Here is a 25,772-nt window from a genome sequence, read left to right on the forward strand (position 1 = left end):
GGGGAGAGAAATGCCGCGCTTGCCGGGAGATTGTCATACATACAGGTAGTCCGCCATGACAGGCTGTAAGCCGTGGGCCTCAATGGCCTGATAGACCTCGTCGACCGAGCGGTCGTCCGAAATTTCAAACTGCTCGTCGCCCTTGTCCTCGCCCGAGTGGCCGCCGATGCCGACGTCCACGCCCGCCGAAATCTTGGTTGCGGCGATGCCGATGATGTTATCGCGGAAACCCGCGCGTTCGCGTGTCGAGATGGTGATGGACGCGAACGGCATAAAGATGCGGTAGGCACACACGACCTGCAGCAGCTGCGGTTCGTGTACGTCCTTGGGATTGATTTTGTCATTGTTGATAATCGGACGCAGACGCGGGCAGGAGAAGGCAATCTCCGCGTGCGGATATTTGCGCTGGAGGAGGTAGGCGTGCAGGCCGGTAGCAAAGGCATCTTTGCGGAAGTCGGAAAGGCCCAGCAGTGCCGCAAAGCCCACACCGCGCATGCCGCCCATCAGAGCGCGCTCCTGCGCGTTCAGGCGGTAGGGGAAAATGCGCTTGTGGCCGCCGAGATGCAGGGTTTGGTACTTATCCGCATCATAGGTCTCTTGGAACACGGTGACGTAATCCACGCCGCACTCGTGCAGATAAGCGTATTCGTCAACGTTGAGTGGATAGATTTCGATGCCGATGACGCGGAAGTATTGGCGCGCGAGCTTGACCGCCTCACCGATGTATTCCACTGGCGACATCGTGCGGCTCTCGCCGGTCAGCAGCAGGATTTCCTGCAATCCGGTTGCGGCGATGGCCTGAAGCTCCTGCTCGATTTCATCCATGTCGAGCTTAGCGCGGCGGATTTTGTTGTGGCAGTTGAAGCCGCAATAGATACAGTAGTTTTCGCAATAGTTGGCGATGTACAGCGGGGTGAACATCTGTACCGAGTTGCCGAAATGCTTGCGCGTCTCCATCTGTGCGCGCTGCGCCATCTGTTCCAGAAACGGTAAGGCGGCAGGGGAGAGCAGCGCGGCGAAATCCTCGGGCTGGAGCACATCGCGGTTTAAGGCACGCTGTACATCGGCGGCGGTGTAGGAATCCGCATCGTAGGCGTTCATGCGGGAGATGACTTCGTCTTGAATCTCCGAGCCGATGTTGTCCATGCCGGGCTGATAGGCCATGTGGTCGGTCTCGGCGGTGATATATTTTGCGGAGATAACCTCCGATTTGTTTTCATACATGACAATAATCCTTTCTTGGTTTGTGCTTCCCCCAAGGCGGTGCGGGCAATGCCGCTGCGCGCGGCGGGCGCATAAGAAGGAGACAACCTGCGGTTTTCCCCTTCTTGTGAATCAACCGCTTTCCCTTCAGGGCGCGCTGCGCGCGCAAAGCAGAGTTCCGGTTTTTGCTTGCCGCCCATTTTACAGAATCAGAACAGCAAGGGCGGTTGCCACCCCAGAGGAGGTGCCTCAGTCGCGCAAAAAGCCTGTCAGCGGGGAGGATGCCGAGGCGCACTCGCGCACACGGCCCAAACCGGACAAATAAGCCGTGCGGCCGGCCTCGATTGCCTTTTTGAATGCCTCGGCCATCGCCGGAATATCGCCTGCCGTGGCGATTGCAGTGTTTGCCATCACGGCGGCCGCACCCATTTCCATCGCTTCGCACGCCTGCGACGGCCGGCCGATGCCTGCATCCACGATGACCGGCAGGTCGATTTCGTCAATCAGAATTTGAATGAACTCGCGCGTGGCAAGTCCCTTGTTGGTACCGATGGGTGCGCCGAGCGGCATCACGCAGGCCGCACCCGCGCTGACCAAGTCGCGCGCAACGTTCAGGTCGGGATGCATGTACGGCATGACGACAAAGCCCTCTTTTGCGAGGATTTCGGTCGCGCGGATGGTTTCCTGATTGTCGGGCAGCAGATATTTACTGTCGCGCATGATTTCGATTTTGACAAAATCGCCGCAGCCAACCTCACGCGAGAGCCGCGCGATGCGCACCGCCTCGTCCGCGTTGCGTGCCCCCGAGGTATTAGGCAGAAGAGTGACTCCCTTGGGGATATAATCGAGGATGTTCGCCGTGCCGCCTTCGTTGGCGCGGCGCAGCGCGAGCGTGATAATCTGTGCGCCTGCATTGTGTACGGCGGCGTTGATTAAATCGAGCGAATATTTGCCTGAGCCTAGAATAAAGCGGGAGGTGAATTCGTGTCCGCCCAGAATCAGCTTATCTTCCATGGTTGTTCTTCTCCTTTATGTGAAAAGTTGTGTTAAGGTTCGGTATGTCCGAGCAGCAGACGCAGCACCATAGTGGCTTGCTGCGCAGCGCAGACGGCGACACGCGGCGCCATCAGTCCAATACCGTCCGCAATGTCGCTCGTTCCGTCGCCGCAGACGTACAGCCGACCGAAGCGGCGCTCGGTGCGCATCAGGTTTGCTGAACCGCAGCCCGCCATGCCGCTGCCCGAAACAATAGGCGTGTCCGGCAAACGCTCCAGCAGTGTTTCAATCAGCATGGCTTTTTGGTCAGCGCGGTCGAATGCTTCGCAGACAACGTCGCAGCCTGCAAACAAGCGCGCGGCGTTGGCCGGGACGATGCGTTCAGTGTGCGGTTCGTATTGCAGATAGGGGTTGATGGCTTCCAGCTGTTCGAGCAGCGCCAGCGTTTTGGGGATGCCGATGTCCTTCATCGTGTAGTGCTGCCGGTTGAGGTTACTGATTTCCACCGTGTCGAAATCCACCAGCACCAGCCGTCCCACACCCAGCCGCGCCAGATGCACGGCAATGTTGGAGCCAAGTCCACCCAGTCCTGCGATGCCGACTGAAGCGTGGTCGAGCTTTTGCTGGATGTCCGCGCCGTGCCGCTCGACGAGCGCGGCGTGCAGTTCTTCTTTGGTCAAATGCATGCTTTCAGCCTCCGCCGACAAACTGCACAATTTCAATTACATCGTCCTCGTGCAGTGTCTCTTGTGAAAAGCGTGTGCGCGGCACAATTTGTCCGTTGCGCTCGACCGCGACGCGCTGCGGGTCGTTTCCGCGCTGCTCCAAAAGAGACAGCACAGTCATACCCGCGGAACAGGTACACGCCTCGCCGTTTATTTTCATAAAATCCCTTCTTTCAGGAAATAAAAATACCCCGGTTTCACCATGCGGTAAAACCGGGGCATTGAGTTTTTGCGATGCGACAGCTTCCCTACGATGGTGCTAACCAACAGGTTCAAAAGGTTAGGCTCTCGCCCTCTCAGCCGCTCATCACGGCACCCTTGCTTGCAAATCCAGTATAGACCAGTGAAAAGTGGTTGTCAAGGCGCAAATTCTCTGCTACAATAAAAGAAAACAAATGTTCGATGGGAGGGGGACGCCGTGGAGCGCACGATTTTGCACTGTGACTGCAATTCGTTTTACGCATCGGTCGAGACGCTGCTTGACCCGACGCTGGCGGAAGGGCCGAGTGCGGTCTGCGGCGACCCGGAGAGCCGCCACGGCATCATCCTTGCCAAAAACGAAAAGGCCAAGGCGTTCGGTGTGCAGACGGCGGAAACCATCTGGCAGGCAAAACGCAAATGTCCTGACCTGCGGCTGGTCCCGCCGCACCGCGAGGAATACGTCAAGTATTCGCGCCGCTGCAACGAGTTGTACCTGCAATATACCGATTTGGTCGACCCATTCGGCATTGATGAATCCTTTCTCGACGTGACCGGTTCGATGCACCTGTTCGGCACGGGCGAACAGATTGCGAACGAACTGCGCCGCCGTATGCGCGAGGAAATTGGGCTGACGATTTCGGTCGGCGTGTCGTTCAACCGTGCGTTTGCCAAGCTCGGAAGCGACTACAAAAAGCCGGATGCGACGACTGTCTTTTCTCCGGAGAACTTCCGGGAGCGCGTCTGGCCGCTGCCGGTTAATACGCTGCTGTACGTCGGCAAGCGCGCCGCCGCGCGGCTCGACGGGCTGGGCGTGCATACGATTGGTGACTTAGCCGCGTGTGAGCCTGCATTTGTGCACGGTATTTTCGGCAAGCAGGGGGATATGCTGCTGCGCTATGCCCGCGGCGAGGATGATGAGCCGGTGCGCTCGTTCTATGCCGAGCGCGAGGTCAAGAGCGTGGGCAACGGCATGACCTTTGCGCATAATCTGCTGGGCGAAGAGGCGTGCCGCATGGGATTGACCGCACTATGCGACAACGTCGGCCGCCGTCTGCGGGCGCGCGGGATGGTGTGCCAGACCGTGCAGATTGGCATCCGCGACCCGGAGTTTCACAACCGTTCGCGGCAGATGACGCTGGCGCAGCCGACCAACTCCACCCGCGTGCTGTTTGAGACGTCGCTTGCGCTGCTGCGCGCGCATTGGCCGATGGATAAGCCGGTGCGGCTGCTGTCGGTCACAGCGGCTAACCTGCTGTCGGAAAATCAGGCTTGTGAACAGCTTTCCCTGTTTGACAGTCCGCAGCAGACGCAGACACGGCAAAAGCAGCGCGAACTGGATAAGACCGTGGACGCATTGCGGCAGCGGTTTGGGAACCGGTCGGTCATTTTTGCAAATTCTGTTCGTAAACCAAAGGAAAACGGGAAAAAAGATGAAAAAGAGCCATGATTTTATCATGGCTCTTTTTTCGTCCACGCCTGACGCAGCAGTGCTGCGGCCTGGTTGATTTGCGCCTCGGTCATACCGGCGTAACCGAGCACCAGCGTCGCCTTGGGCGGCTGAACCGGTGGGGTGTAATAAGCGGACAGACCGTACACCCGCACGCCGACGGCCGCGGCCCGCTCCATCAGCTCACGTTCCAGCATGCCGTTTCGCATGTGCAGCAGCAGGTGCAGGCCCGCCTCCGAGCGGGATACCTCATGCGGCAGGTCGGCCAGTTCACGTGCAAGCGCCGCCAGCAGCGCGTCGCGCCGCGCCTGATATACCTTGCGGCTGCGGCTGATGTGCCGCTCAAAGGCGCCGGTGCGCAGAAAGGCCGCAAGTGTGTGCTGCTCGAAGCTCGGCACGGTGGATGAGTAGAGTGAGAACCGCTCGCGGTAGCGCGCCATCAGCGCGTCCGGCAGCACCAGATAGCCGATGCGCAGGCCGGGCGCAAGACTTTTGGCAAAGGTGTTCACATACACGACCCGCCCCGCGCGGTCAAGCTCACCCAGCGCGGGGATGGGACGCGAGGCATAGCGGAATTCGCTGTCGTAGTCGTCCTCGATGATATAGCGGTCGGGCGCAGCGGACGCCCAGCGCAGAATCTCGAGCCGCCGTGCGGCGGGCATGACCGTGCCGAGCGGGAAGTGATGCGAGGGAGTCAGGTACACGACCGATGCGTCGGACGCGGTCAGTGCGTCCGCGCGCAGACCGCTTTTGTCCAGCGGCAGGGGACGTACTGCTGCGCCGCCCGCGGCAAAAATCTGATAGAGTTTGCGGTAGCCCGGATTTTCCAGACCATATACGCGGTCGCGTCCCAAAAGCTGGATGACCAGCTGCATCAGGTATTCCGAGCCTGCGCCGACCAGAATGTTGTCGGGCGAGACGTTAATGCCGCGGAAGTCGTATAAATAGCGCGCGATTTGCTCACGCAGTTCGGGTGCACCACAGGGGTCGGTTGCGCGCAGCAGCCGGTCGGAATATTCGCTCAGCACGCTGCGGCTGAGCCGCGCCCATGTGGAAAATGGAAAGCAGCCGTTGTCCACAATATTGGTGCGGAAGTCGTAAAGATAGTGCTGCTCTTCCGCGGGGGATGGCTGTACCGCGACACGGGGCGCCTGCGTCTGCGCGGGCACGGCAAGCTGCGGCTGCACGAAGTAGCCGCGGCGCGGCGCAGAGGCGAGATACCCTTCGGCCAGCAGTTGTCCGTAGGCGGTTTCCACCGTGATTTGGCTGACATGCAGGTTAGCGGCGAGCTGGCGCTTGCTGGGCAGCCGGTCGCCGCCTGCCAGTGCGCCCGACATGATATCCGCGCGCACCGCACGGTATAGCTGTTCGTACAGCGGGGTCTTGCTGTGCGGGTCAAGATGATAGGTGAGCATAGCAGATTCCTCCGTATCGCCTGCGGAAAGAAAAAATCCCTCCAAACTGGCATTGCTGTTTTTACAATACCAGTATGGAGGGATAATGTCAAATCAAACCTGCCGTGCGCAGGATAAACAGGATAGCGGTGAGTGTGACAGCACTCAGCGCTGTGCTGAGTACAACGATGGACGCAGCCAGAACATGGTCGCCGCCCATATTTTTGGCCATTACATAGCCGGATACCGTGCTCGGCGCGCCGCACAGGATGACCAGCGCGACCATTGCCTGGTCGCGGAAGCCCATCCACGCCGCAATGGGCAGGAAGATGACCGGCAGCAGAATCAGCTTGATAAAGGTCGCAGCGCAGGTCGGGGCGAGCTTTTTGATGGCCTTGGCGCCCTCGAAGCCTGCACCGATGCTGATGAGTGCGACCGGCGTGGCGCAGGAGGCCAGCATATCCAGCCCCTTGGACAGCATGGGCGGGAAATCCACTTGCAGCAGCGAAAACGGCAGGCCTGCCAGAATACCCAAAATGATGGGATTGGTGATGATGCCGCCCAGCGTGCGTGACACAATGCCCTTGCGCTGAGCGTTTTTGGCGTCCGGCGCGGTGACGGTCAGCACCAGCACCGAAAAAATGTTGTACAGCGGTACGCTTGCGACAATCATCAGCGGCACCAGTCCCGCGTCTCCGTACAGGTTTTGCACGAACGCCACGCCCAAAATCGCCTGTGAGCCGCGAAACGCGCCTTGTGTGAACGCGCCGACCATGCTTTTATCCGGCAACAGCTTTGCCGCGCCGAACCAGATGGCAAAAAAGTAAACCACCGTGACGCCTGCGCAGAACAGGAAGAACCGAAGGTCGAACTGTTCGGTGATGCGTCCGGCCGCGATGTCCCGGAACAGCAGAACGGGCAGCAGCACCTTGAACGAAAGCCGGTCGAGGTCGGCCAGTGTCTGCTGCGAAAAAAAATGCCGGCCGCGCAGCACGCGGCCCAGCAAAATGATTGCAAAAATAGGGACGGTTGCGTTGAGGCAGAAAATCAGATTATCCGTTGTATTCCCCTCCTACGGCGGATTCCTCCTGCCGGAAGAAATCCTGCAATTTTTCCAGACTCTGCGCGAGTACCGCCGCCTGTTCGGGCGACAGTGTTTCCATCACGGACGCAATCATGCGCTCATGAAATGCCTTATGATATTCATAGGCGGCGCGGCCTTTTGGCGTAAGCGTGATGTTGACCACGCGCCGGTCGGTGCTGCTGCGTGCGCGGCTGACCAGCTCCTTGGCCTCCAGCTTATCGCAGGCAACGGTCAACGTGGCGAGCGTGACGCCGATAGACCGGGCGACCTCGCTCATACGCACCGGTTCCATCGCCCCGATTTTTTCGATGATATGAATTTCCGTAATCGAGATGGCGCTGCCCAGACCACCTGCCATGGCGCGCTCCTCGATTTTGTTGATGCGGCCGAATACGTCGACCAGAAAGGAGTTGAGCTGTTCCGCACTGGACATATTCGCACCGCCTTTCTGATAATTCGCTAAGCTAACCTAAATATTAGCATAGCTAAGTGAAAAAAGCAACAAAAAGCCGCCTGCTTCGACGACAGAGCGGTTTTGCTTTTTCTGTTGAGTGCAGCGGCGATTCATTGTATAATGAAGAAAACAAATGTTCTATCAAGGGAGTGGGGGACAGGATGGATTTGCTGCAAGGACTGAATCAGGCCCAGCGGGAGGCGGTCACCGCGACGGAGGGCTTTGTGCGCGTGATTGCGGGAGCCGGTTCGGGCAAGACCCGCGCACTCACCCATCGGTTCGCCTATCTGGTGTGTGAGCTGGGGATTCTGCCGGGGAATATCCTGTGCGTCACCTTCACAAACAAAGCGGCGGCCGAAATGCGGCAGCGCATTCATCAGCTGACCGGAGATAACGACACCGGCCTTATCAACACCTTTCATGGCTTTTGCGTTTCGGTTTTGCAGGAGGACAGCAATGCGGTGCAGTATCCCAAGAGCTTTCTGGTGCTGGATAATGCGGATATCGATGCGATGCTGCAAATCATCTATGAAGAACGCGGACTGACGCTGCGCAACATGACCTTTTCCGCTGCACGGGATATGATTGAGATACGCAAGCTGTTCAAGGACCCGACGTATTACGAGGATATGATTACCTTGCCGCTGGATACCTTGCGGGAGAAGTACGAGCGGGCGACCTCGACCACGGATATCATTTTTTACGGCTATTTATATCAGGAGAAAAAGTGTTTTGGGCTGGATTACAATGATTTAATCAAGTTTTCGCTGTATATCTTCCGTGAGCATGCGGATATTCGGCGCAAGTGGCAGCAGCGGCTGGAATACATTATGATTGACGAATTTCAGGACATCGACCAGCTGCAATATGAGCTGATGGAGGTGCTCTGCGGATATCACAAAAACCTGTTTATCGTAGGCGACCCCGACCAGACGATTTACACCTGGCGCGGCGCGAACGTCAAATACCTGCTGGACTTTGACAAAGCGTTTCCGGGCACGAAAACCATCATGATGATGCAGAATTACCGCTCCACACCACAGATTTTGGCGGCTGCGAACGCCCTGATTGACAAAAATCAGCATCGCATGAAAAAGGAGCTGCTGGCCACGCTGCCGGACGGCGCGCCGGTCCTGTGTCACTTCGCGCAGACGCAGGAGGCGGAAGCCGCGTGGATGGCGGAGGAGATGCAGCGCCTACACGAGGAGGGTACGGCGTACCGGGACATGGCGGTGCTGTATCGGGCGCATTATGTGACGCGCGCGGTGGAGGAAGTGCTGCTGCGGGAAAAAATTCCGTATACCATTTACAGCGGCGTGCAGTTTTTCAGTCGCATGGAAATCAAGGATGCGCTCAGCTATCTGCGCATGATCGTCTATCAGGATGACTTGTCCTTCCGGCGCATCGCTAATGTACCCAAGCGCAATCTGGGCAAACGGCGCATGGCCTTTTTGCAGGAGTACGCGGAGCAGCACGGCTGCACATTGTATCGCGCTTTGCAGGATAATATCGAAGATGCACTGTTCAAAGGCACGCGCGCACGGCAGTTTATGTCGCTTGTGCAGTCCTTTGCAGAGGGGTATGAGGGACGGCCTGTGTCCGAAGTTTTGTCAGCGGTGCTCAACGCAAGCGGCTATGAAGCCATGCTGCGCACCGAAGGCAGTCAGGAGCGGCTGGATAATCTGGCGGAGCTCAAGCAGTCGGTCTATCTGTACGAAACCACCTGCGGCGAGGAGTGTACGCTCGAGCATTACCTGTCCCATGTGGCGCTGCTGACCAACAGCGATACGGCAGAGCAGGGGGACAAGGTCAAGCTCATGACCGTGCATGCTGCCAAGGGACTGGAATTTCCCTATGTGTTTTTGTGCGGCATGAATGAGGGGATTTTTCCCTCGCGTAAGGTGCGCACGCTGCCGGGGATGGAGGAGGAACGCCGTCTGGCATTCGTGGCGCTCACGCGCGCGGAGCGGCGGCTGTATCTGTCCGAGGCGGACGGCCGTAACTTTGACGGTTCGCCGCGGTATCCGTCGCGGTTTGTGCTGGATATCGGCCGCGACTGCATCGCTTTTACCCATCCGCCGCAGGAAGGGCTCATTCGTGAAACGGAGGACTATATCGCGGCTACGCAGCGCTTTTTCCCGGCGCAGGACAGCGATACCGTGTTTCCGGTCGGCCAGCGGGTCAAACACCTGCTGTTTGGCGAAGGAACCGTGCTCGAAGTGGACAGGGACAACGGGGCGCATCTGGTGCAGTTTGACGATATGCCTACCCCGCGCAAAATCTCCTTCCGTGCAAAACTGGAACGGTGCTGACGCATTGCGCACAGCGCAGATAAAAAAGGCTTGTTTTCCTTGGAAAACAAGCCTTTTGCAGTAATATGCCTCTTATCCGTGCCGGCAAACGGATAAGGGGAATTTTTTTATGGTCAGGCAGTTGCCCGTTTTTGTACAATAAACACAGGATATGGCCCATGAATTGGAATGGAGGAACAAAATATGGGAAATATTTACGGATATATCCGGGTATCCAGCGTGGACCAGAACGAGGACAGGCAGCGTATTGCACTGCAAGGCAAGGGTGTACCGGATTGCCGTATCTACATAGACAAACAAAGCGGAAAGGACTTTGAGCGTCCGAAATATAAGCGATTGATAAAAAAATTAAAGCCGGGCGACTTGCTTTATGTTTTGAGCATCGACCGGTTGGGACGCAATTATAAAGAAATACAGCACCAGTGGCAGGTGCTGACAAAGGAAATCGGTATTGATATCTGCGTGCTGGACATGCCCCTGCTGGATACACGGCAGGGAAAAGACCTGATGGGAACGTTCATTGCAGACCTTGTGCTGCAAATTTTGTCCTTTGTGGCGGAAAGCGAGCGCACCAATATCCGTAAGCGGCAGGCAGAAGGGATTGCAGCGGCCAAAGCGCGCGGGGTAAAGTTCGGCAGACCACCTGCTGCAACACCGGAAAATTTTGGTGAAGTACATCAAGCGTGGAGAGACAGGAAAATGACGCTCAAACAGGCAGCACGGGCGTGCGGGATGCCGCCCAGCACGTTTTATGCAAAAGCATTACGTCAAGAAAAAGGCACTTAATTCAACCTGACAAATAATACAATAAAGTGTACTTTTTGGAATTACAGCAAGGATAAGCACCCATGAAAATGATACTACCAAAAGTAAGTTTTTTCAAGTGTTTCCATAAACTTTAGGTCGCCGTTTTTCCTCATTTGTAAAAGTACACTTTTCAAAACTGTGAAAGGGGTGAGAGGGCAAAGCCTTGCCAAAATACAGACTTCATTTTGAAATAAGGAGGAAATGCGAAGATGAAAAAAAGAATGTTGTCAGCACTGCTGGCTGCATCCATGGTGCTGACAATGGTTCCGGCAGCATTTGCAGCGGATACCGTAGAGGATATTCCGTGGAGCGGTGAAGGGACATATAAGCTGAGCGAAGAAGCTACCCTGAAAAGTGTGTATACCATCGAAGCGGATACGAATACGGTCTATACCATTGATGTGGATACATACACTCTGAAGGTAGACACATTGAATGTAGGTCAGAACAGCGGTTTGATTATCAACAGCAGCAATGCGGACAAGGGCGGTTCTGTCCAAGCATCCAATGCTGATGGAAAAATCACCTTTCATGTGGACGGTTCGCTGGAATTGGGTCCGAATGTGACGTTTAGCAGCCCGATAGAGATTTATAAGCTCACGCCTGACACGGCGACGGTGAAGAGCGTAATGCCGATGAACCGTGCCGCTATGAATCAGGAGGACAATGGTAAGGTGGTCATCAAGGGCGGCACTTATACGGAGCCGGTCACGATTGGTGAAAATCTGGAAGCTGTCGTGCCGGAAGATGCGGCAGTCGATGGTCAAATTGTCGTTGAGAATGGTGCCACGCTGAATGTAGACGGCAATGTTAAAACGATTTCTGTTCAAGCGGGCGCTTCTGTGGTAATTAACGGTAAGGTCGAGGTGCTCGAATTGCCGGCTGATATGAATGATGCCGATATCACGATTGATGCAGATGCGGAAATCGGCAGCACCCAGACCGGCAATATCTCTTCCATTTTTGTTGCCGTCTATCCCAGCGGCGGAAACCATGGCACGGTAGAAATTTATTCGCTGGACGGAGATACCAGATACAATGCAACAGACATGGGTACGCTTGACGGAACCGATCCAGTTGGCAATTTGTACAGCGTGCGCGCTGATGCCGGCGCAAAGCTGGTAGCGAAAGTCACGCCGGAGACCGGTTATCAGGCAAAGTATGTGGTATTCCAGCCGGGCAATCTGGCTGGCTGGGGCGAGTTCAACACCATGGAAGCGGTAGGAGACAATACATTTGTTGAAGATATGCCCATGGAGAACGTTGCGCTGACGGTACAATACGAAAAAATTGGCGGCAGCTCCGGCGGTTCCGGCGGCTCCAGCGGCGGTGGCGGCGGCACTGCCACGGGTACTTATTCGGTAAGTGTGGCAACGGCACAGAATGGCACCGTATCTGTTTCCCCGAAGAATGCGTCCAAGGGCGCTACCGTTACGGTTACTGTTACACCGGATAAGGGCTATGAGCTGAGCAGCCTGACGGTTACCGATCAGAACGGCAAGGCTGTCACTCTGACCGAGGCCGGTAACGGCAAGTATACTTTTAAGATGCCGGATTCCCGCGTGACGGTAAAGGCAACCTTTACTGAAATCGGCGAGCAGCCTGCGGAACTTCCGTTTGGGGATGTTGCCTCTTCGGCCTGGTATGCAGAAGCTGTGCGTTATGTATATGAAAACGGCATGATGAACGGTGTTTCGGCGAACTCCTTCGGTCCGAATGCGACGACAAACCGCGCAATGATTGTTACCATCCTGTACCGTCTGGAGGATACACCGGCAGCTTCGTCTTCCGGCTTCACGGATGTAGTATCGGGTTCGTATTATGCGGATGCGGTTAACTGGGCCGCTGCAAACGGTATTGTCAACGGTGTCAGCGCAACCAGCTTTGCCCCGAATACCGCTGTGACTCGTGAGCAGATGGCAGCAATTCTGTATCGTTATGCGCAGTTCAAGGGTTACTCTGTGACGGCGTCGAACAGCCTGAACAGCTATGCAGATGCTTCTCAGCTCAGCTCTTACGCAATCGCAGCCATGCAGTGGGCGAATGCGGAAGGTCTGATTACCGGCAGCACAAGCACAACACTCAACCCTGTGGGCAATGCAACGCGTGCAGAGGTTGCAACCATTCTGATGCGTTTTTGTGAAAATATCGCAAAATAATGAAAAGGCAAGGATATTCCCATAACGAGTACCGTTTCGTATCGTTTCCGGCGGTATGAATGGTATAAAGTTTTTAGCTATCCCTTTCCTGAGGAGCGGCGCAGCACAGGCAGCGCCGTTCCTCTTTTTTGTAATTAAAATATAAAAAAAGCAGCTTTTCCGAAGAAAAGCTGCTTTTCGTTGGCAGCCGAAGAAGGATTCGAACCCTCACAAACAGAGTCAGAGTCTGTCGTGCTACCTTTACACAATTCGGCTGTATTTTCTTTTTTCATCCTTGCGACTTGTATATTATACTATGGCAATACGTGAGTGTCAAGTGTTTTTTTGAAAATTTTATTTTTCCTAAAAAGGAGAGGTCAACCTCTTTGGGTTGACCTCAAACCCCGTTTTTGACGGCTCATTTTTGGGAAGAAGCAGCAGCGTTTGTGATTTCATATCGCCGGTTGCGCAGCCAAAGGACTGCGTCGGCGGAAACCATCAGGACGTTGAGCAAATAGAGAAAGAGAACCGCGTCAAAATGGTAAAGCAGTTTGTTGGCGATGCCCGCCAGATATCCCAGAATGAGTACCAGAAGGAAGAACAGACTTTTTCCTTGGGTGGAGCGGGATTTCCAGGAGCGCACGATGGAAAAGGGCCATGCCGCCCCAAAGCACAGCAGCATCAGCGCTTCCAGACCGCTCAACTGCGGTACACCCCTTTGATAGTGGACTGCTCCAGAATATGTCCTTCCATCTGGCGGAACATCTCATGGAACCAGAAGCCGTCCTTCAGGTCCAGCATCGAGTCCAGTGCATAGACATGCAGCTCATAGGTGTGCGGCTCATTGGGGGGCGCCATACCGCCATAGCAGGCTGAAAGGTCGGGACTTTGCTGTCCGCCCTGGATGCTCACCCAACTGTTAAGACCCTGCACGAAATCCGCATTGGCCTGGCTGTCATTCTCCTCCAGCTTGGTGCGGGTGATGTTAGCCGCTACCCAGTGAATCCAGGAAAAGCCGCCGCTGACGGGGCAGGCATCCTTATCTTCTAAAAAAAGCGCAAAGCTCTTGGTGCCCTCGGGGGCTTCCAGAATCTCCAGCGGCAGGGAGTAGCTGGGTACACCGTTTTCGTTATGATGTTCGCCGTGCTTGCCGAAGCGATCCTCGATGATTCCGTCTACAATACCATGACTGATTACTTTCATGGGAAAAACCTCCTTGTGATGTTTGACAGGGTTATCATAACAGGGTTTTTCCCAAAGGTAAATTACCCACTTTTTTGTGGGTATCCGCTTTTTTTATAGCAGGCCTCGTTCCCGGAGCGGTTCCTCCATCCCGTGGCGCATCATATAGTCAATGCCGATTTCCTGCATGATCTTCAGTGCAGCCAGAATCTGCTCTCCCTGGGGATGGGTCAGATAATATTCCGTTTTGAGAGGATAGCCGCCGGACACCTCTTTATCGACAAAACCAAAAGCGGTCAGCTCCTTGAGATGCTCCAGCAGCATTTTCTGCGTAATGCCTTCGATATCCCGCTCCAACTGGGCCAGCGTGGTTTTTCCAAAGCGCAGACGCCACAAAATAATGGGTTTCCATTTGCCTTTGATCATGTCATGCACCAGTTCCAGCGGACAGGTGTAAGTCTCGCGCAGTTTCATGCGGTTTCCCCTCCCTTGCTTTTATTATCGTGTTCCGTATGCGTTGGATGCTTTTGCGCTCTCGGATTTAAAATGCCATCTGCTCCGAGGGAATTCTGTCCTGCTCTGTCACGGGACGAATCGGGCGGCAGGGCGTGCCTGCTGCAACGACGCCGGCCGGAATGTCGTGAATGACTACGCTGCCGGCGCCGATAACCGAACCCTTTCCGATGGTGACGCCCCCGCAGACCACAGCGTTGGCGCCGATCCACACATCCTCCTCCAAGCGGATAGGCTTGGAGGTGCTGATCCCTTCGGAGCGCTGGCCGGCATCGATGGAGTGACCGGCGCAGCTGAGACACACGCCCGGGGCGATAAATGCGCCGGCGCCAATATGGACGGGCGAGGTGTCCAGAATCACACAGTTGTAATTGATGACCGTAAGGCCGTGGGTGTGGATGTTGAATCCGTAGTCACAATGAAAGCTGGGTTCGATAAAGGTCAGCGGATGGCAGGTGCCGAACAGCTCGGCCAGAATATCCTGTCGTTCCTGCTTTTGGTCAGGAGCAGAGCGATTGTATTCCCAGCAAAGCCGCTGTGCTTTTGCTTTCAATTCCGGCGGGATAGCGCGGTTCTGTGCCGCATACCCCTCCGGGGATTGCAGAATATTGCGTATTTCCATCTTGTTTTCTCCTTTTCCGTATGACAAGCCATGGCCGCGAATGGTGCGCAGCTGTGGTCGGTGAGGTAAAACAAAAACCGACTTGCTAAAACAAGTCGGTTTTACTTGGTGGAGACGGTGAGGATCGAACTCATGACCTCCACACTGCCAGTGTGGCGCTCTCCCAGCTGAGCTACGCCCCCATCAAAATGTCCGTCAACAGATTCTGACGACAAAATATATTATACGCAGGTTTTGTGCGTATGTCAAGAAGGAAATGCAATATCCTGCAATATTCTGCGGGATTTTTTAAGCAGACAGCAAAACACCCGTGCGTGGAGAGGGCACGGGTGTTTTGCGTTTGTAGGATAGGAATGGTTATCAATATGGTGGCAACTCCGGCAAAGCCGGAATAGCTTGCAGAAAAATCAGCGCTGGATACGGCCCGAGCCGTCGCCGCCGGCGAGCTTCTCAACCTCGGCAACGGTTACCATGTTGTAGTCGCCCTCGATGGAGTGCTTGAGTGCGGAAGCCGCAACCGCGAACTCGACCGCCTCCTGCGTGGTCTTGCCGGTCAGCAGGGCGTAAATCAGACCGCCGCCGAAGGAGTCGCCGCCGCCAACGCGGTCGATGATGTGCAGCTCGTACTTCTTGGAGAAGCAGTATTCGTCGGAAGCTACATCATACAGCATGGCGCTCCAGCCGTTGTCAAACGCAGAATGGGACTCGCGCAGGGTGATGGCAACCTTCTCAAAGCCAAACTTGTCAGCCAGCTGCTTGGCAACCGACTTGTAGCCCTCGCGGTTGATTTCGCCTGCGTAAATGTCGGTCGCCTCGGCCTCGATGCCAAATACGTCCTTAGCATCCTCCTCGTTGGAGATGCATACGTCGACATACTGGCACAGCTCGGTCATCGCCTCGCGTGCCTGCTCGCGGGTCCACAGCTTGCCGCGGTAGTTCAGGTCGCAGGAGATTTTTACGCCGTGCGCCTTGGCTGCCTGGCAGGCCTCGCGGCAGATTTCCACTACATTCGGGCCGAGCGCCGGGGTGATGCCAGTGAAGTGGAACCAGTCTACGCCCTCAAAAATCTTGTTCCAGTCGAAATCAGCGGTAGTTGCTTCCTGAATGGCGGAGTGTGCACGGTCATAGATGCAGACCGAGCCGCGCTGGGATGCGCCCTTCTCGTTGTAGTAGATGCCGACACGGTCGCCGCCGCGGGTGATCATGCTGGTGTCTACGCCGTAGCGGCGCAGGGAGTTGACCGCCGCCTGACCGATTGCATGTGTCGGCAGCTTGGTGACGTAAGCCACGTCCAGACCGTAATTGGCCAGCGAAACGGCAACGTTGGCCTCGCCGCCGCCGAAGGTGAACTCCAGGTGGTCAGCCTGTACAAAACGCTCATAGTTGTACGGCTGCAGACGAACCATCAGCTCGCCGAAAGTAACGATTTTCATGTGATTTCCTCCGTGTTTTTATGATTATTGTTTGCCGACCAGATGAATCGCAAAGCCGCAGATTTCATCCGACAGATAGATAGCATTCAGGGTGCCGTCCGCCTTATATTTGGCGGTGGCGTCGTTGAAGACAATGCCGCGCGTTTCCAGCTCAGCCTTGGCCGCCGCAACATCCGGTGTGCCGATGGCGATATGGCCGTTTTTGCCCATATACGGCTCCTTCATCAGCTCGATGTCGCCGGCAAAAAAGGAGCTGTTGCCCTCCTTGACCGAAAAGCCGAACAGGGCCTGAAACAGTTCCGCGGCTTTCTGCGCCTCTTCCTTGTTTGCAGCGTTGATGCCAATATGTGCGAGCGAATACTTAACCATTGCGCGCCTCTTTCACGATCTCAACCGACTTCTTGCACAGCTCAGTGATTTCGTCCCACTTGCCATTGTCGATGAGGTCGGCGGTGACCATATACGAGCCGCCGCAGGCAGCGATAACCGGATTCTTGACATAGTCCGCGAGGTTTTTCAGCGAGATGCCGCCGGTCGGCATAATCTTAAACATCGGGAACGGTGCGTTCATGGCCTTAATCTTGGCAATGCCGCCGGACTGCTCGGCGGGGAAGAACTTGAGCACTTCCAGACCGAACTTGTAGGCGGTGTGATAATCGGTCGGGGTGGTGCAGCCGGGGAAGATCTGGATGCCGACCTTCTGGCAGTAAGCAACGATTTCGGGGTCCATGCCGGGGGTAACGATGAACTGCGCACCGGCAGCCATAGCTTCGTCGACCTGCGCGGTGGTGAGCACCGTGCCGGCGCCGACCAGCATTTCCGGGAAATTCTCACGCATGGCCTTGATGGCGATGGCCGCGCCTGCCGCACGGAAGGTAACCTCCGCTACCGGCACGCCGCCTGCAATCAGGGCCTTGGCCAGCGGGATTGCGTCACGCTCGGGGTGGTTGAGCTTGATGACCGGCACAACGCCGATGGACTGAACCTTTTTTTCCATTTCATTCATTGCAATCTTCCTCCGTGTTTCATAATATGGAATGCCGTTTCATAGATTTATTTGATGCTTTTATTATAAAACTTTACCGTCAGATTGCAAGAGTTTTTCACAAACAATCTATGCAAAGTTTCCCTTGTTTTTTTGGTGAAAATACATTAAAATGGAACAAAGTTTTATAATGCGGAACGAAAGGAGCCTCATTATGGCAGAATCCTCGTCTGTGCAGTCGCTCGACCGTGCGTTCGATTTGCTGGAGCTGCTGTGCAAGAGCAGGAATGGAATGAGCATCGGTGCGTTGTCGGCCGAAACCGGCCTGCATAAAAGCACGGTGCACCGTCTGCTGTCGAGCATGTGCACACGCGGCTATGTGCAGCGTGATGCGGCGACCAGTATTTATCGCGCCGGCATGCGTTTGTGCGAACTGAGCAGCTTTATCATGGACAATCTGGATGTGGTGGAGCGTGCGCGCCTGCCGATGGAGCGTCTGAGCCGGGAAACGGAGGAGACGGTGCATCTGGTGATGCAGGAGGAGCGCGACATCGTTTATATTCATAAGGTGGAAAGCGACCGCGGTGCGATTCGCATGTTTTCGCGTATTGGTATGCGCCGGCCGCTGTATTGTACGGGAGTGGGCAAGGCGATTCTTGCCACCTGGCCGGACAGCGAGGTGCATGCCCTCTGGCAGCAAAGCGACGTTAAGCCGTGGACGGCGCATACCATTGTGTCCGAGGACGCCTTTTTCCATGAGCTGGAGCGAATACGCCGGCTGGGCTATGCGCTTGATGATGAAGAAAACGAGCTGGGTGTGCGCTGCATTGCCGCCGCCATTCCGGACTATCGCGGCCGTGCGTCCTATGCGGTTTCGGTTTCCGCGCCAATCAGCCGCATGTCGGATGAGCGCATCGGATTGCTGCGCGGTCCGCTGCTGGCAGCATGCCATGAAATAGCGGCGGCTTTGGGCGGGAGCATGAGCCGGATGTGATACACTGGCGTAACCGGATGGAGTTTCCGGAATGGAAGAACAGGAGTGAATGAATGGCAGTTACATTGGCGGAAATCGCGGCGCTGGCAGGCGTTTCGCGCGGCACGGTGGACCGTGCGCTTAATAACCGCGGACGGGTAGACCCCAAGGTGGCCGCGCGGGTGCGGCGTATCGCGGTGGAAATGGGATACCGCCCCAACCGGGCGGGCAGGATGCTGGCATTGGCCAAGCATCCGATTAAAATCGGCGTGATTGTACAGTCGGTGGAAACCATGTTTATGCATATGGTATATGAGGAAGCCAGCCGCGCCTGTGCGCGCTTGAAAAGCGAGGGGGCGGAGGTGTTGCTGCGCCCGTTGGAGGGGGTAGACGCTTCGCGTCAGCTCGACGCGATTGACGAGTTGGTTGACAAAGGCGTGAACGGCCTTGCGGTAACGCCGGTAGAGGATGACGCGGTGCGCGCGCGCCTGCGGGCGCTGTCCGATGAGATGCCGGTGGTCACGTTTAACACGGATTTATCGGAATCCGGCCGCTTGTGCTATGTCGGATCGGATAATTATGCCTGCGGACGCGCCTGCGCAGGGCTGATGAACCTGCTGCTCGCCGGCGGCGGCGAGGTGCTGGTGGTGGCGGGACAGGAAAACAACCTGTCGCACCGGCAGCGGGTAGAGGGCTTTTGCGATGAAGCCGCGTCGCACTTTCCGGATTTGAAGCTGCTGCCGCCCGAGACCTGCGGGGACGATCAGCAGCTTGCTCATGATATTGTATGCCGAACGGTGCAGGAGCATCCGCAATTGCGCGGTGTGTATGTTTCCGTCAACGGACAGATTGGCGCGTGCGACGCGCTGCGCGAACTGGGTCTGCAGGGGAAGGTGCATCTGATTTGTCATGACCTGTCCGAGGTCAACGCGGAAAACATCCGCGCGGGATTGATTGACTTTCTGATTGACCAGGACGCGCATTTGCAGGGCGTGCGGCCGGTTGAGCTGCTGCTCGACTATTTGCTGGTGGGAGAAAAACCCGAAAGCGAACGCATTTTGGCGCGGATTGATATTCGCAACCGGTACAATGTATAACGGCAGCGAAGGAGGAATCGGCGCATGATGGAACAGATACAGCTGCCGCACGGCGTTTTGACCCATTTCGGCGTGGCGGCGGGGGAGAAAAAGCCCGCGCTGGTGCTCTGTCCGGGCGGCGGCTACGAATTTTGCTCGATTCGGGAGGGCGCACCGGTTGCACGGGCGTTTGCGCGGGACGGCATCGAGTCGTTTGTGCTGGAATATGACTGCACAGATGTGCCGCTCGGCAGACAGCCGGTGCGCACGCTGTCCGCAGCGGTTGCATGGGTGCGGAAGAATGCTGCACGCTTCGGTATAGATGTAAACCGCATCGCGGTCGGCGGTTTTTCCGCGGGCGCGCATCTGGCGGGCACACTGGCGGCCGTTTGGAACAAGCCGGAGTGGTTTGACGCGGGTACAGACCTCGCGCTGCACCGACCTTTTGCGGCGGTACTGGGGTATCCGGTTGTAACCGCGGGCGAATATGCGCACCGCGGCAGCTTTGTGCGTCTGGCAGGGGAGGACGAGTCACAGCAACAGGCATTTTCGCTGGAAAAGCTGGTGGATGCGGACACGCCGCCGGTGTTCCTGTGGCACACACTGACCGACGCAACCGTACCGGTCGAAAATACGCTGCTGCTGGAAGATGCGCTGCGCAAAGCAGGCGTGCCGCATGAGGTGCATCTGTTTCCACATGGTGTGCACGGACTGGCGCTGGCGGATTTTGAAACCTACGACCCGGCGCGCGGCCGCCGCCCGGACCGGCATCTGGCCCGGTGGCAGGCATTGTGCGCAGAGTGGCTGAAGGAGTTATGACCATGGAAATACGACACACGCAGCGGTCGGACCTGCCGGTGCTGCTTGAGATTTTTGCGGGTGCGCGTCGCTTTATGGCGGAAAACGGCAATCCGAACCAGTGGGGCGACCATACACCCACGCGCGAAACGTTGGAGCAGGATATTGCGGCGGGGTGCAGCTATGTCTGCATACAGGATGGATGTATCGCAGCGACGTTTTTCCTCTCCACAGCGGGCGAGCCGACCTACCGCGTGATTCGAGAAGGGGCATGGCTGGATGACGCGCCCTATGGCGTGGTGCACCGCATCGCGGCGGCCGAGCAGGGCCGCGGCGCGGCGGCGTACTGTCTGGAGTGGTGTCTGGAGCAGTGCGGCAACATCCGCATTGACACACATCGCGACAACAAGCCAATGCAGCGTCTGCTCGCGCGGCTGGGGTACACCTATTGCGGGCTGATTGATTTGGAAAACGGCCGCGGAGAGCGGCTGGCCTTTCAGAAACGGCGGGAATAAGCGTAAAGAAACCACCTCGAAAAGAGGTGGTTTTCTTTTTGATAAAAATAAAATGAAAGATTGACTTTAACAAAATTAAAGTATATACTGAGGATACCAGAAGGAGGTGGGTGCATGGCGATTGAGGTAATCCCCGGCTGGATGGCGCAGCTGGAGGAAGAGGACGTGGCGTTTATCAAGCGGTTTGTCCTTGCGTCCGGGTCGCTCAAGCAGATTGCGGGCGAATACAGCGTGACTTACCCGACCGTGCGCCTGCGGCTCGACCGGCTGATTCAGAAGATTGAACTGGGCGAGCGGGAGGATGAGGATCCGTATGTTGCACTCATCAAGCGGCTGGCGGTGAATGACAAGCTGGATTTTGATACCGCGAAGATTTTGATTCACGAATACAAAAAGCGCCGCGCGGACGGCGCGGCGAATGGGTAGAGAGGTGCGTTTGTATGGCAAAACTCGATACGATGTCAATTGTAGTGACCGCAATCAACCTGTGTCTGTGGCTTGCGATTCTGGTGGGGCTTATCGCGCTGCAGGCATGGTTGTCGCGGCGCAAGGCGTGGTGGCCGGGGCTGGTGATGCCAGTGCTATCGTTCTTGATGTCGTTGCTGATTGTGGTGGGTAACTTTGTGTTTTTGTCGCAGAGCAGCATGGTGAGTGGAACACAGGTAGTCGATGAGCAGACCGGTGCGGTTGTCTATCAGGCGCAGCAGGTGCAGCAAGCGCATGACTGGGCGGCGGGCGATACCGCGCGGCTGGGCGTGCTCCTGCTGGTTAGCAATATTCCCACAATCGTGCTGCTGGCAGTTTATTTTCTGTGCCGCCGCAGCCAAAAACACAAAAAGCAGCTGGATAAGATGAACATTCAAGACCTGTAAGCCAAGAAAGGAGGGAAGATGATGTTTGTGCCGTTTCGTATTTTGATGATGGTGTTGCTGCTTGCAGCCGTCATTGTCCTGCAAGTGTTTTTGTCACGCCGCAAGGCATGGTGGCCGGGATTGGTGCTTCCTGCGCTGGAAGTGGCCTATTCCATTTTTGCAATCGCTTCTGCCATTGCCGGATATTATGAGGTATATGGCAAGGGTGTGCCGGTGACAGCCTCGCTCATTTGTGACACCTTCTTAGCGTTTGTGCAGTGCAACATTTTTACACTGGTGCTGCTGGCAGTTTATTTTCTGTGCCGCCGCAGCCAAAAACGCAAAAAGCAGCTCGACAAGATGAACATACAAGACCTATAAGCACAAAAAACCGCCGTTTCGGACAGACGCATCCAAACGGCGGTGATTTTTTATGATTCGGGCAACGCTTTGCGGCGTGCGGGGGACAGATAGCCGCCGATAGCGGCAGCCATTTCTCTGGAAGCGACGACTTTGTCGGCAAGTGTGACAATCCATGCGATGCGCGTGCGCGGCATGGCTGCAAGAGGAAACATGTGCCGTGCGATGGCATCGCACTCTTCGTTTGAAAGGCCGAACATGCATCTGGCGCGCTCTGCCGCGATATGTCCATGCACAAAGGCGTGCATGCGCATGATGCGCTGGATGCCGGAATACCGGTGCAGATAGCGGCGGAATAAATCACCGCGCCAGTCATAGCCGAAAAAGTCATGCAGCAACGCTGCACGGACGACAGAAGCGGTTTCGTCCTCGGACAGACGCATCCGACGGGCGATGGCATAGGCCGCCTCCGCTACGGCAACCGAGTGGTCGTATACCGAATTTTCGGCGCCGTGATGCTGAAACAAGCGCAGCTGCTGAAAGCGTGGATGCTCCAGAATATGCCCCACGAGCTGCTGAATCTCGCTGTCCAATGGACTCACCCCTTTCGTTATTTTCTGTCTCTATTATATGTCGCACGCTGCACAAAAACAAGCACTAATTTGTTACATTATTGTGACATTTTACTCGAGGGGTTGGAGCAGCCGCCGGGTGACACGCCGATGCAGCGCAATCGCGGCGACAAGGCCGACGGCTTCGGCAAGCGGAAACGCAAACCACACGGCGGTCAGGCTCAGTCGGGACAGCAGCACCGCTGCGGGAAGGATAACGATAAACTGGCGTGTAAGCGCGACCCAGAGCGATTCATTGCCGCGTCCCAGTCCCTGCATGCAGCCCGACAGAATGACCGACGCGCCCGCAAAGCAAAACGAAAGAGAAATGATGCGGATGGCGGGCACACCGATGAAAAGCATGGCGTCCGATGCATCGAACAGACGCAGCAGCGGCACGGGTATCAGTTCAAACAGCACGGTACCTGCCGCCATAATGCCGATGGCGAGATACAGCGCATAGCGTGTGATGCGCTCGATGCGGCGGCGGTTTTTCGCGCCGAAATTGTAGCCAATCATCGGAATGAGCGCGTTGTTCAAGCCGTAAACCGGCATGAACAGAAAGTTTTGCAGCTTGTAATACACGCCGTAAAAGCTGACGGCGGTCTGGGAAAACGGCATCAGAATGCGGTTGAGGCCGACGGTCAGAATGCTCAGCAGCGACTGCTGCACCGCTGCGGGTAAGCCGATACGCACGATTTCACCAAGGATGCCGCCGTCCGGCCGGAAACCGCGCAGGTGCAGTCGGACGTCGTGGTTGAAGCGTACGTTGATGAAAAAGCCGATGCTCATTGCAATGATTTGGGACAGAACGGTGGCAAGCGCCGCGCCTGTCGTGCCGAGGGCGGGAAAGCCAAACAGGCCGAAAATCATAATCGGGTCGAGAATGCAGTTGAGTACTGCGCCGATGAGCTGTGTAACCATATGGTAGACCGTGTTGCCGGTCGCCTGCATCAGCCGCTCGGCCACGAACAGCAGGAACACGCCGCAAGAGGCAACCGTGACCACGGTCACATAGCTGGTACCCATGTCGATGACAGCGGGTACGTCAGTGAACAGAGTGATAAAACCGCGTCCGAACAGCAGACCGAGCACGGCAAACACCAGCCAGAAGCACACGGACAGGAATACGCCGTTAACGGCGACCGCGTTGGCCTCCTCCTGCTTTTTCTGCCCCAGCCGCCGTGACAGCAGTGCGTTGACGCCCACGCCCGTGCCGGTCGCCACCGCAATCATCAAAAGCTGCACCGGAAAGGCGAGTGAGACAGCGGTCAGCGCGTCCTCGCTGATACGCGCGACGAATGCACTGTCCACAATGTTATAGAGGGCCTGCACCAGCATAGACAGCATAATTGGGAAGGACATTGTTATAATCAGCCGTCCTTCGGGCATGGTGCCCATCTTGTTTTCCGACGCCATCAAACCACCTCGATTCTGCTTCTATCATACCAGAAAACGCGCAAACAAAAAAGACCTGCCTCGGCAGGTCTTTTTTTCACTTGTGTTACAGTGCAACCGGTGTGTCCAGCACCATTTGCCGGTAGGGCAGTTCTTCAAAGCCCAGCATGCGGTAGAGCGCCGCGGCGCGTGGATTGTCCTCGGTCACTTCCAGCCGATAGCGGGCGGCGGTGTTGTATTTTTCATGCACCGCGGCAATCATTTTGCTGCCCACACCCTTGCCACGCAGCATCTCGTCCACCATCAGCTCCTCCAGCCAGACACACAATCCGCCCGCCTCGTTCGACCACGTCAGCGCCAGCAGGCAGTAGGCCACCGGACGGCCGTCCTCCTCCGCAATCAGGCAGTCGGCATACGGGCTGCCGTGCAGCAGCAGCTCGAAGGTGCGTTCCGCATTTTGCACGGGAATCTCATGGCAGACGGCGGGCGAGTGATAAAACGCCTGCACGCTGCGGATAAAGTAATCGCGGTCGCCAGACTCAATCGACCGGATAAGCATAGTAAAACCTCCTGTTTCCACAACAAAAAGCGCCGTATAGCGGTCCCATCCTATGGCATGGAGAGGACACTTTCCGTTCGGCCAATCATACAAAGTGCAGCAGGGTTTCCACATCCTTGCGCTTGGGGCAGACCGGCTGCTCTGCCGGATGGCCAATAGCAATTAGTGCGGCGACGGACTGCTCCTCGGGCAGCTCCAACACGCTGCGCACCTTGTTTTCGTCAAAAATACCCATGATAACCGTACCGAGTCCCAGCGCATGGGCCGCCAGACAGAAGGTTTGCGCGGCAACGCCCGCGTCAAACGATTGCCAGTGTGTGCCCTGCGAGGTGGAGAACGAGCCGTCTCGCTCATAACCCGAACGACCGGTTATCGTAGTAAGAACAACCAGCGCCGGGGCGTGCAATGTCGTTTTCTGGTTGAATGCAAAATCCATCATGCATTCGTCTGCCAGCTGCTGCTTTTTCTCGCAATCTGTGACCACGGTATAGCGTGTGATTTGTGTGTTCTTCCAGCTCGGCGCATATGCCGCCGCTGCGACGATTTGCTCTATCAGCGCTCGCTCAACCGGCTGTTCGGTGAATTTGCGGATGCTGCGGCGCGTTTTGATACATTCCAATGCTTCCATATGCGTTGACTCCTTTTGCTGTTTGGATGAATTCATTGTACCAAAAGTACACCGTATATGCAACTAAATATCACAAAAACATAACCAAAATAAAACAATTATTCCCTGCTGTCTTCCAGCACCTTGATGCAATACCGGCGGGTGCGCGGGCCGTCAAATTCGCAGAAGTAGACGCCCTGCCATGTGCCGAGCAGCGGACGGCCGTCTTCAATCAGTACGGTCTGGCTGGCACCGACGCAGCTTGCTTTGAGGTGCGCGGCCGAGTTGCCCTCCGCGTGGAGAAACTGCGGCCGGTCGGGGAATGCCGCGGCCCAGCCGAGCAGCAGGTCGTGCTGCACGTCCGGGTCGGCGTTTTCGTTGATGGTGATGCCGGCCGTCGTGTGCGGACAGTAGACAACCGCAAGGCCGCTCTGTACGCCGCTGTCCCGAATGACTTCCCGCAGGCTGGCGGTCACGTTATACATGCCCTCGCGGTCGGTGCGCAGGGTAAATTCCTTAGCTTTCATG

The 25,772-nt window shown here is 56.3% G+C and carries 30 protein-coding genes, 2 tRNA genes and 1 riboswitch; of the genes, 11 read left to right on the forward strand and 21 right to left on the reverse strand.

Features of this window, described 5'->3' with window-relative positions:
- Nucleotides 1–33 precede the first annotated feature (33 nt).
- The 4 genes from thiH to thiS all read right to left on the reverse strand — a co-directional run bounded on the left by thiH (nt 34) and on the right by thiS (nt 3,084).
- Nucleotides 34–1,224, reverse strand: coding sequence for a 2-iminoacetate synthase ThiH (gene thiH / locus ACESSO_RS07585; protein WP_373164438.1), 1,191 nt, complete (start codon nt 1,222–1,224; stop codon nt 34–36).
- Between the two features lie 228 nt (nt 1,225–1,452).
- Nucleotides 1,453–2,217, reverse strand: a complete 765-nt coding sequence (locus ACESSO_RS07590) for a thiazole synthase (protein ID WP_373164439.1) — start codon at nt 2,215–2,217, stop codon at nt 1,453–1,455.
- Between the two features lie 32 nt (nt 2,218–2,249).
- The gene (gene thiF, locus ACESSO_RS07595; RefSeq protein ID WP_373164440.1) at nt 2,250–2,885 is read right to left on the reverse strand and encodes a sulfur carrier protein ThiS adenylyltransferase ThiF; all 636 of its coding nucleotides are present in this window, start codon (nt 2,883–2,885) and stop codon (nt 2,250–2,252) included.
- 4 nt (nt 2,886–2,889) lie between these two features.
- Nucleotides 2,890–3,084, reverse strand: a complete 195-nt coding sequence (gene thiS, locus ACESSO_RS07600) for a sulfur carrier protein ThiS (protein WP_373164441.1) — start codon at nt 3,082–3,084, stop codon at nt 2,890–2,892.
- 67 nt (nt 3,085–3,151) lie between these two features.
- A riboswitch (TPP riboswitch) is annotated at nt 3,152–3,254 on the reverse strand.
- Between the two features lie 88 nt (nt 3,255–3,342).
- Here thiS and dinB point away from each other — a divergent pair.
- Nucleotides 3,343–4,572: a DNA polymerase IV gene (dinB, locus tag ACESSO_RS07605; RefSeq protein WP_373164442.1), complete on the forward strand. Its 1,230-nt coding sequence runs from the start codon at nt 3,343–3,345 to the stop codon at nt 4,570–4,572.
- Between the two features lie 5 nt (nt 4,573–4,577).
- Here dinB and ACESSO_RS07610 read toward each other — a convergent pair whose 3' ends face one another.
- The 3 genes from ACESSO_RS07610 to ACESSO_RS07620 form a co-directional block, all read right to left on the reverse strand.
- Nucleotides 4,578–5,987 (reverse strand): PLP-dependent aminotransferase family protein, encoded by a 1,410-nt coding sequence (locus ACESSO_RS07610; protein WP_373164443.1) that lies wholly within the window; start codon nt 5,985–5,987, stop codon nt 4,578–4,580.
- A gap of 88 nt (nt 5,988–6,075) precedes the next feature.
- The gene (locus ACESSO_RS07615; RefSeq protein ID WP_373164611.1) at nt 6,076–7,017 is read right to left on the reverse strand and encodes an AEC family transporter; all 942 of its coding nucleotides are present in this window, start codon (nt 7,015–7,017) and stop codon (nt 6,076–6,078) included.
- A 1-nt stretch (nt 7,018) separates the two neighbouring features.
- Nucleotides 7,019–7,483, reverse strand: a complete 465-nt coding sequence (locus ACESSO_RS07620) for a MarR family winged helix-turn-helix transcriptional regulator (RefSeq protein WP_373164444.1) — start codon at nt 7,481–7,483, stop codon at nt 7,019–7,021.
- 182 nt (nt 7,484–7,665) lie between these two features.
- Between ACESSO_RS07620 and ACESSO_RS07625 the strand changes: the two genes are divergently transcribed.
- From ACESSO_RS07625 to ACESSO_RS07635, 3 genes are all read left to right on the forward strand, one after another.
- A complete protein-coding gene (locus tag ACESSO_RS07625; RefSeq protein WP_373164445.1) occupies nt 7,666–9,816 on the forward strand; it encodes an ATP-dependent helicase in 2,151 nt (716 codons plus the stop codon).
- A gap of 183 nt (nt 9,817–9,999) precedes the next feature.
- Nucleotides 10,000–10,602, forward strand: a complete 603-nt coding sequence (locus tag ACESSO_RS07630; protein WP_373164446.1) for a recombinase family protein — start codon at nt 10,000–10,002, stop codon at nt 10,600–10,602.
- 230 nt (nt 10,603–10,832) lie between these two features.
- Complete coding sequence (locus tag ACESSO_RS07635) at nt 10,833–12,782, forward strand: S-layer homology domain-containing protein (protein WP_373164447.1); 1,950 nt, start codon at nt 10,833–10,835, stop codon at nt 12,780–12,782.
- A gap of 181 nt (nt 12,783–12,963) precedes the next feature.
- On the opposite strand, the gene ACESSO_RS07640 is transcribed toward ACESSO_RS07635, so the two are convergent.
- The 9 genes from ACESSO_RS07640 to eda form a co-directional block, all read right to left on the reverse strand.
- A tRNA-Gln gene (locus tag ACESSO_RS07640) sits at nt 12,964–13,037 on the reverse strand.
- A 142-nt stretch (nt 13,038–13,179) separates the two neighbouring features.
- Complete coding sequence (locus ACESSO_RS07645) at nt 13,180–13,464, reverse strand: hypothetical protein (protein WP_373164448.1); 285 nt, start codon at nt 13,462–13,464, stop codon at nt 13,180–13,182.
- The gene (locus ACESSO_RS07650; protein ID WP_373164449.1) at nt 13,461–13,964 is read right to left on the reverse strand and encodes a YbhB/YbcL family Raf kinase inhibitor-like protein; all 504 of its coding nucleotides are present in this window, start codon (nt 13,962–13,964) and stop codon (nt 13,461–13,463) included. Before ACESSO_RS07650 ends, ACESSO_RS07645 begins: the two co-directional genes overlap by 4 nt.
- A 93-nt stretch (nt 13,965–14,057) precedes the next feature.
- Complete coding sequence (locus tag ACESSO_RS07655) at nt 14,058–14,417, reverse strand: winged helix-turn-helix transcriptional regulator (RefSeq protein WP_373164450.1); 360 nt, start codon at nt 14,415–14,417, stop codon at nt 14,058–14,060.
- 67 nt (nt 14,418–14,484) lie between these two features.
- On the reverse strand, nt 14,485–15,078 hold the full coding sequence (locus ACESSO_RS07660) for a sugar O-acetyltransferase (RefSeq protein ID WP_373164451.1): 594 nt from the start codon (nt 15,076–15,078) through the stop codon (nt 14,485–14,487).
- 106 nt (nt 15,079–15,184) lie between these two features.
- A tRNA-Ala gene (locus ACESSO_RS07665) sits at nt 15,185–15,260 on the reverse strand.
- A gap of 225 nt (nt 15,261–15,485) precedes the next feature.
- Nucleotides 15,486–16,511 (reverse strand): PfkB family carbohydrate kinase, encoded by a 1,026-nt coding sequence (locus tag ACESSO_RS07670; protein ID WP_373164452.1) that lies wholly within the window; start codon nt 16,509–16,511, stop codon nt 15,486–15,488.
- Between the two features lie 24 nt (nt 16,512–16,535).
- A complete protein-coding gene (locus ACESSO_RS07675) occupies nt 16,536–16,880 on the reverse strand; it encodes a VOC family protein (RefSeq protein WP_373164453.1) in 345 nt (114 codons plus the stop codon).
- Nucleotides 16,873–17,517, reverse strand: coding sequence for a bifunctional 4-hydroxy-2-oxoglutarate aldolase/2-dehydro-3-deoxy-phosphogluconate aldolase (gene eda / locus ACESSO_RS07680; RefSeq protein WP_373164454.1), 645 nt, complete (start codon nt 17,515–17,517; stop codon nt 16,873–16,875). The genes ACESSO_RS07675 and eda overlap by 8 nt, the downstream gene beginning before the upstream one ends.
- Before the next feature lie 193 nt (nt 17,518–17,710).
- On the opposite strand from eda, the gene ACESSO_RS07685 reads away from it, so the two are divergent.
- The 7 genes from ACESSO_RS07685 (at nt 17,711) to ACESSO_RS07715 (ending at nt 22,090) form a co-directional block, all read left to right on the forward strand.
- Nucleotides 17,711–18,490, forward strand: a complete 780-nt coding sequence (locus ACESSO_RS07685; RefSeq protein ID WP_373164455.1) for an IclR family transcriptional regulator — start codon at nt 17,711–17,713, stop codon at nt 18,488–18,490.
- 53 nt (nt 18,491–18,543) lie between these two features.
- Nucleotides 18,544–19,566 carry a LacI family DNA-binding transcriptional regulator gene (locus ACESSO_RS07690; protein ID WP_373164456.1) on the forward strand — a complete coding sequence of 341 codons (1,023 nt, stop codon included), beginning with the start codon at nt 18,544–18,546 and terminating at the stop codon, nt 19,564–19,566.
- Nucleotides 19,567–19,590: 24 nt separating this feature from the next.
- On the forward strand, nt 19,591–20,364 hold the full coding sequence (locus tag ACESSO_RS07695; protein ID WP_373164457.1) for an alpha/beta hydrolase: 774 nt from the start codon (nt 19,591–19,593) through the stop codon (nt 20,362–20,364).
- A gap of 2 nt (nt 20,365–20,366) precedes the next feature.
- Nucleotides 20,367–20,858: a GNAT family N-acetyltransferase gene (locus tag ACESSO_RS07700; protein ID WP_373164458.1), complete on the forward strand. Its 492-nt coding sequence runs from the start codon at nt 20,367–20,369 to the stop codon at nt 20,856–20,858.
- A 114-nt stretch (nt 20,859–20,972) separates the two neighbouring features.
- The gene (locus ACESSO_RS07705; protein WP_373164459.1) at nt 20,973–21,284 is read left to right on the forward strand and encodes a DUF2089 family protein; all 312 of its coding nucleotides are present in this window, start codon (nt 20,973–20,975) and stop codon (nt 21,282–21,284) included.
- Between the two features lie 14 nt (nt 21,285–21,298).
- Nucleotides 21,299–21,730 (forward strand): hypothetical protein, encoded by a 432-nt coding sequence (locus tag ACESSO_RS07710; protein ID WP_373164460.1) that lies wholly within the window; start codon nt 21,299–21,301, stop codon nt 21,728–21,730.
- Between the two features lie 21 nt (nt 21,731–21,751).
- The gene (locus ACESSO_RS07715; RefSeq protein ID WP_373164461.1) at nt 21,752–22,090 is read left to right on the forward strand and encodes a hypothetical protein; all 339 of its coding nucleotides are present in this window, start codon (nt 21,752–21,754) and stop codon (nt 22,088–22,090) included.
- A gap of 50 nt (nt 22,091–22,140) precedes the next feature.
- Here the strand turns inward: ACESSO_RS07715 and ACESSO_RS07720 are convergent, their stop codons facing one another.
- The 5 genes from ACESSO_RS07720 to ACESSO_RS07740 all read right to left on the reverse strand — a co-directional run bounded on the left by ACESSO_RS07720 (nt 22,141) and on the right by ACESSO_RS07740 (nt 25,771).
- Nucleotides 22,141–22,662, reverse strand: a complete 522-nt coding sequence (locus tag ACESSO_RS07720; RefSeq protein WP_373164462.1) for an HD domain-containing protein — start codon at nt 22,660–22,662, stop codon at nt 22,141–22,143.
- 90 nt (nt 22,663–22,752) lie between these two features.
- Entirely contained in the window at nt 22,753–24,099 is a 1,347-nt protein-coding gene (locus ACESSO_RS07725; protein ID WP_373164463.1) for an MATE family efflux transporter, read from the reverse strand.
- A gap of 85 nt (nt 24,100–24,184) precedes the next feature.
- Complete coding sequence (locus tag ACESSO_RS07730; protein WP_373164464.1) at nt 24,185–24,637, reverse strand: GNAT family N-acetyltransferase; 453 nt, start codon at nt 24,635–24,637, stop codon at nt 24,185–24,187.
- Nucleotides 24,638–24,722: 85 nt separating this feature from the next.
- Nucleotides 24,723–25,265 (reverse strand): nitroreductase family protein, encoded by a 543-nt coding sequence (locus tag ACESSO_RS07735; RefSeq protein ID WP_373164465.1) that lies wholly within the window; start codon nt 25,263–25,265, stop codon nt 24,723–24,725.
- A gap of 98 nt (nt 25,266–25,363) precedes the next feature.
- A complete protein-coding gene (locus ACESSO_RS07740; protein WP_373164466.1) occupies nt 25,364–25,771 on the reverse strand; it encodes a secondary thiamine-phosphate synthase enzyme YjbQ in 408 nt (135 codons plus the stop codon).
- Between the last annotated feature and the right edge of the window lies 1 nt (nt 25,772).

The organism is Agathobaculum sp. Marseille-P7918 (assembly GCF_964248325.1).
In the GTDB taxonomy this organism is placed as follows: domain Bacteria; phylum Bacillota; class Clostridia; order Oscillospirales; family Butyricicoccaceae; genus Agathobaculum.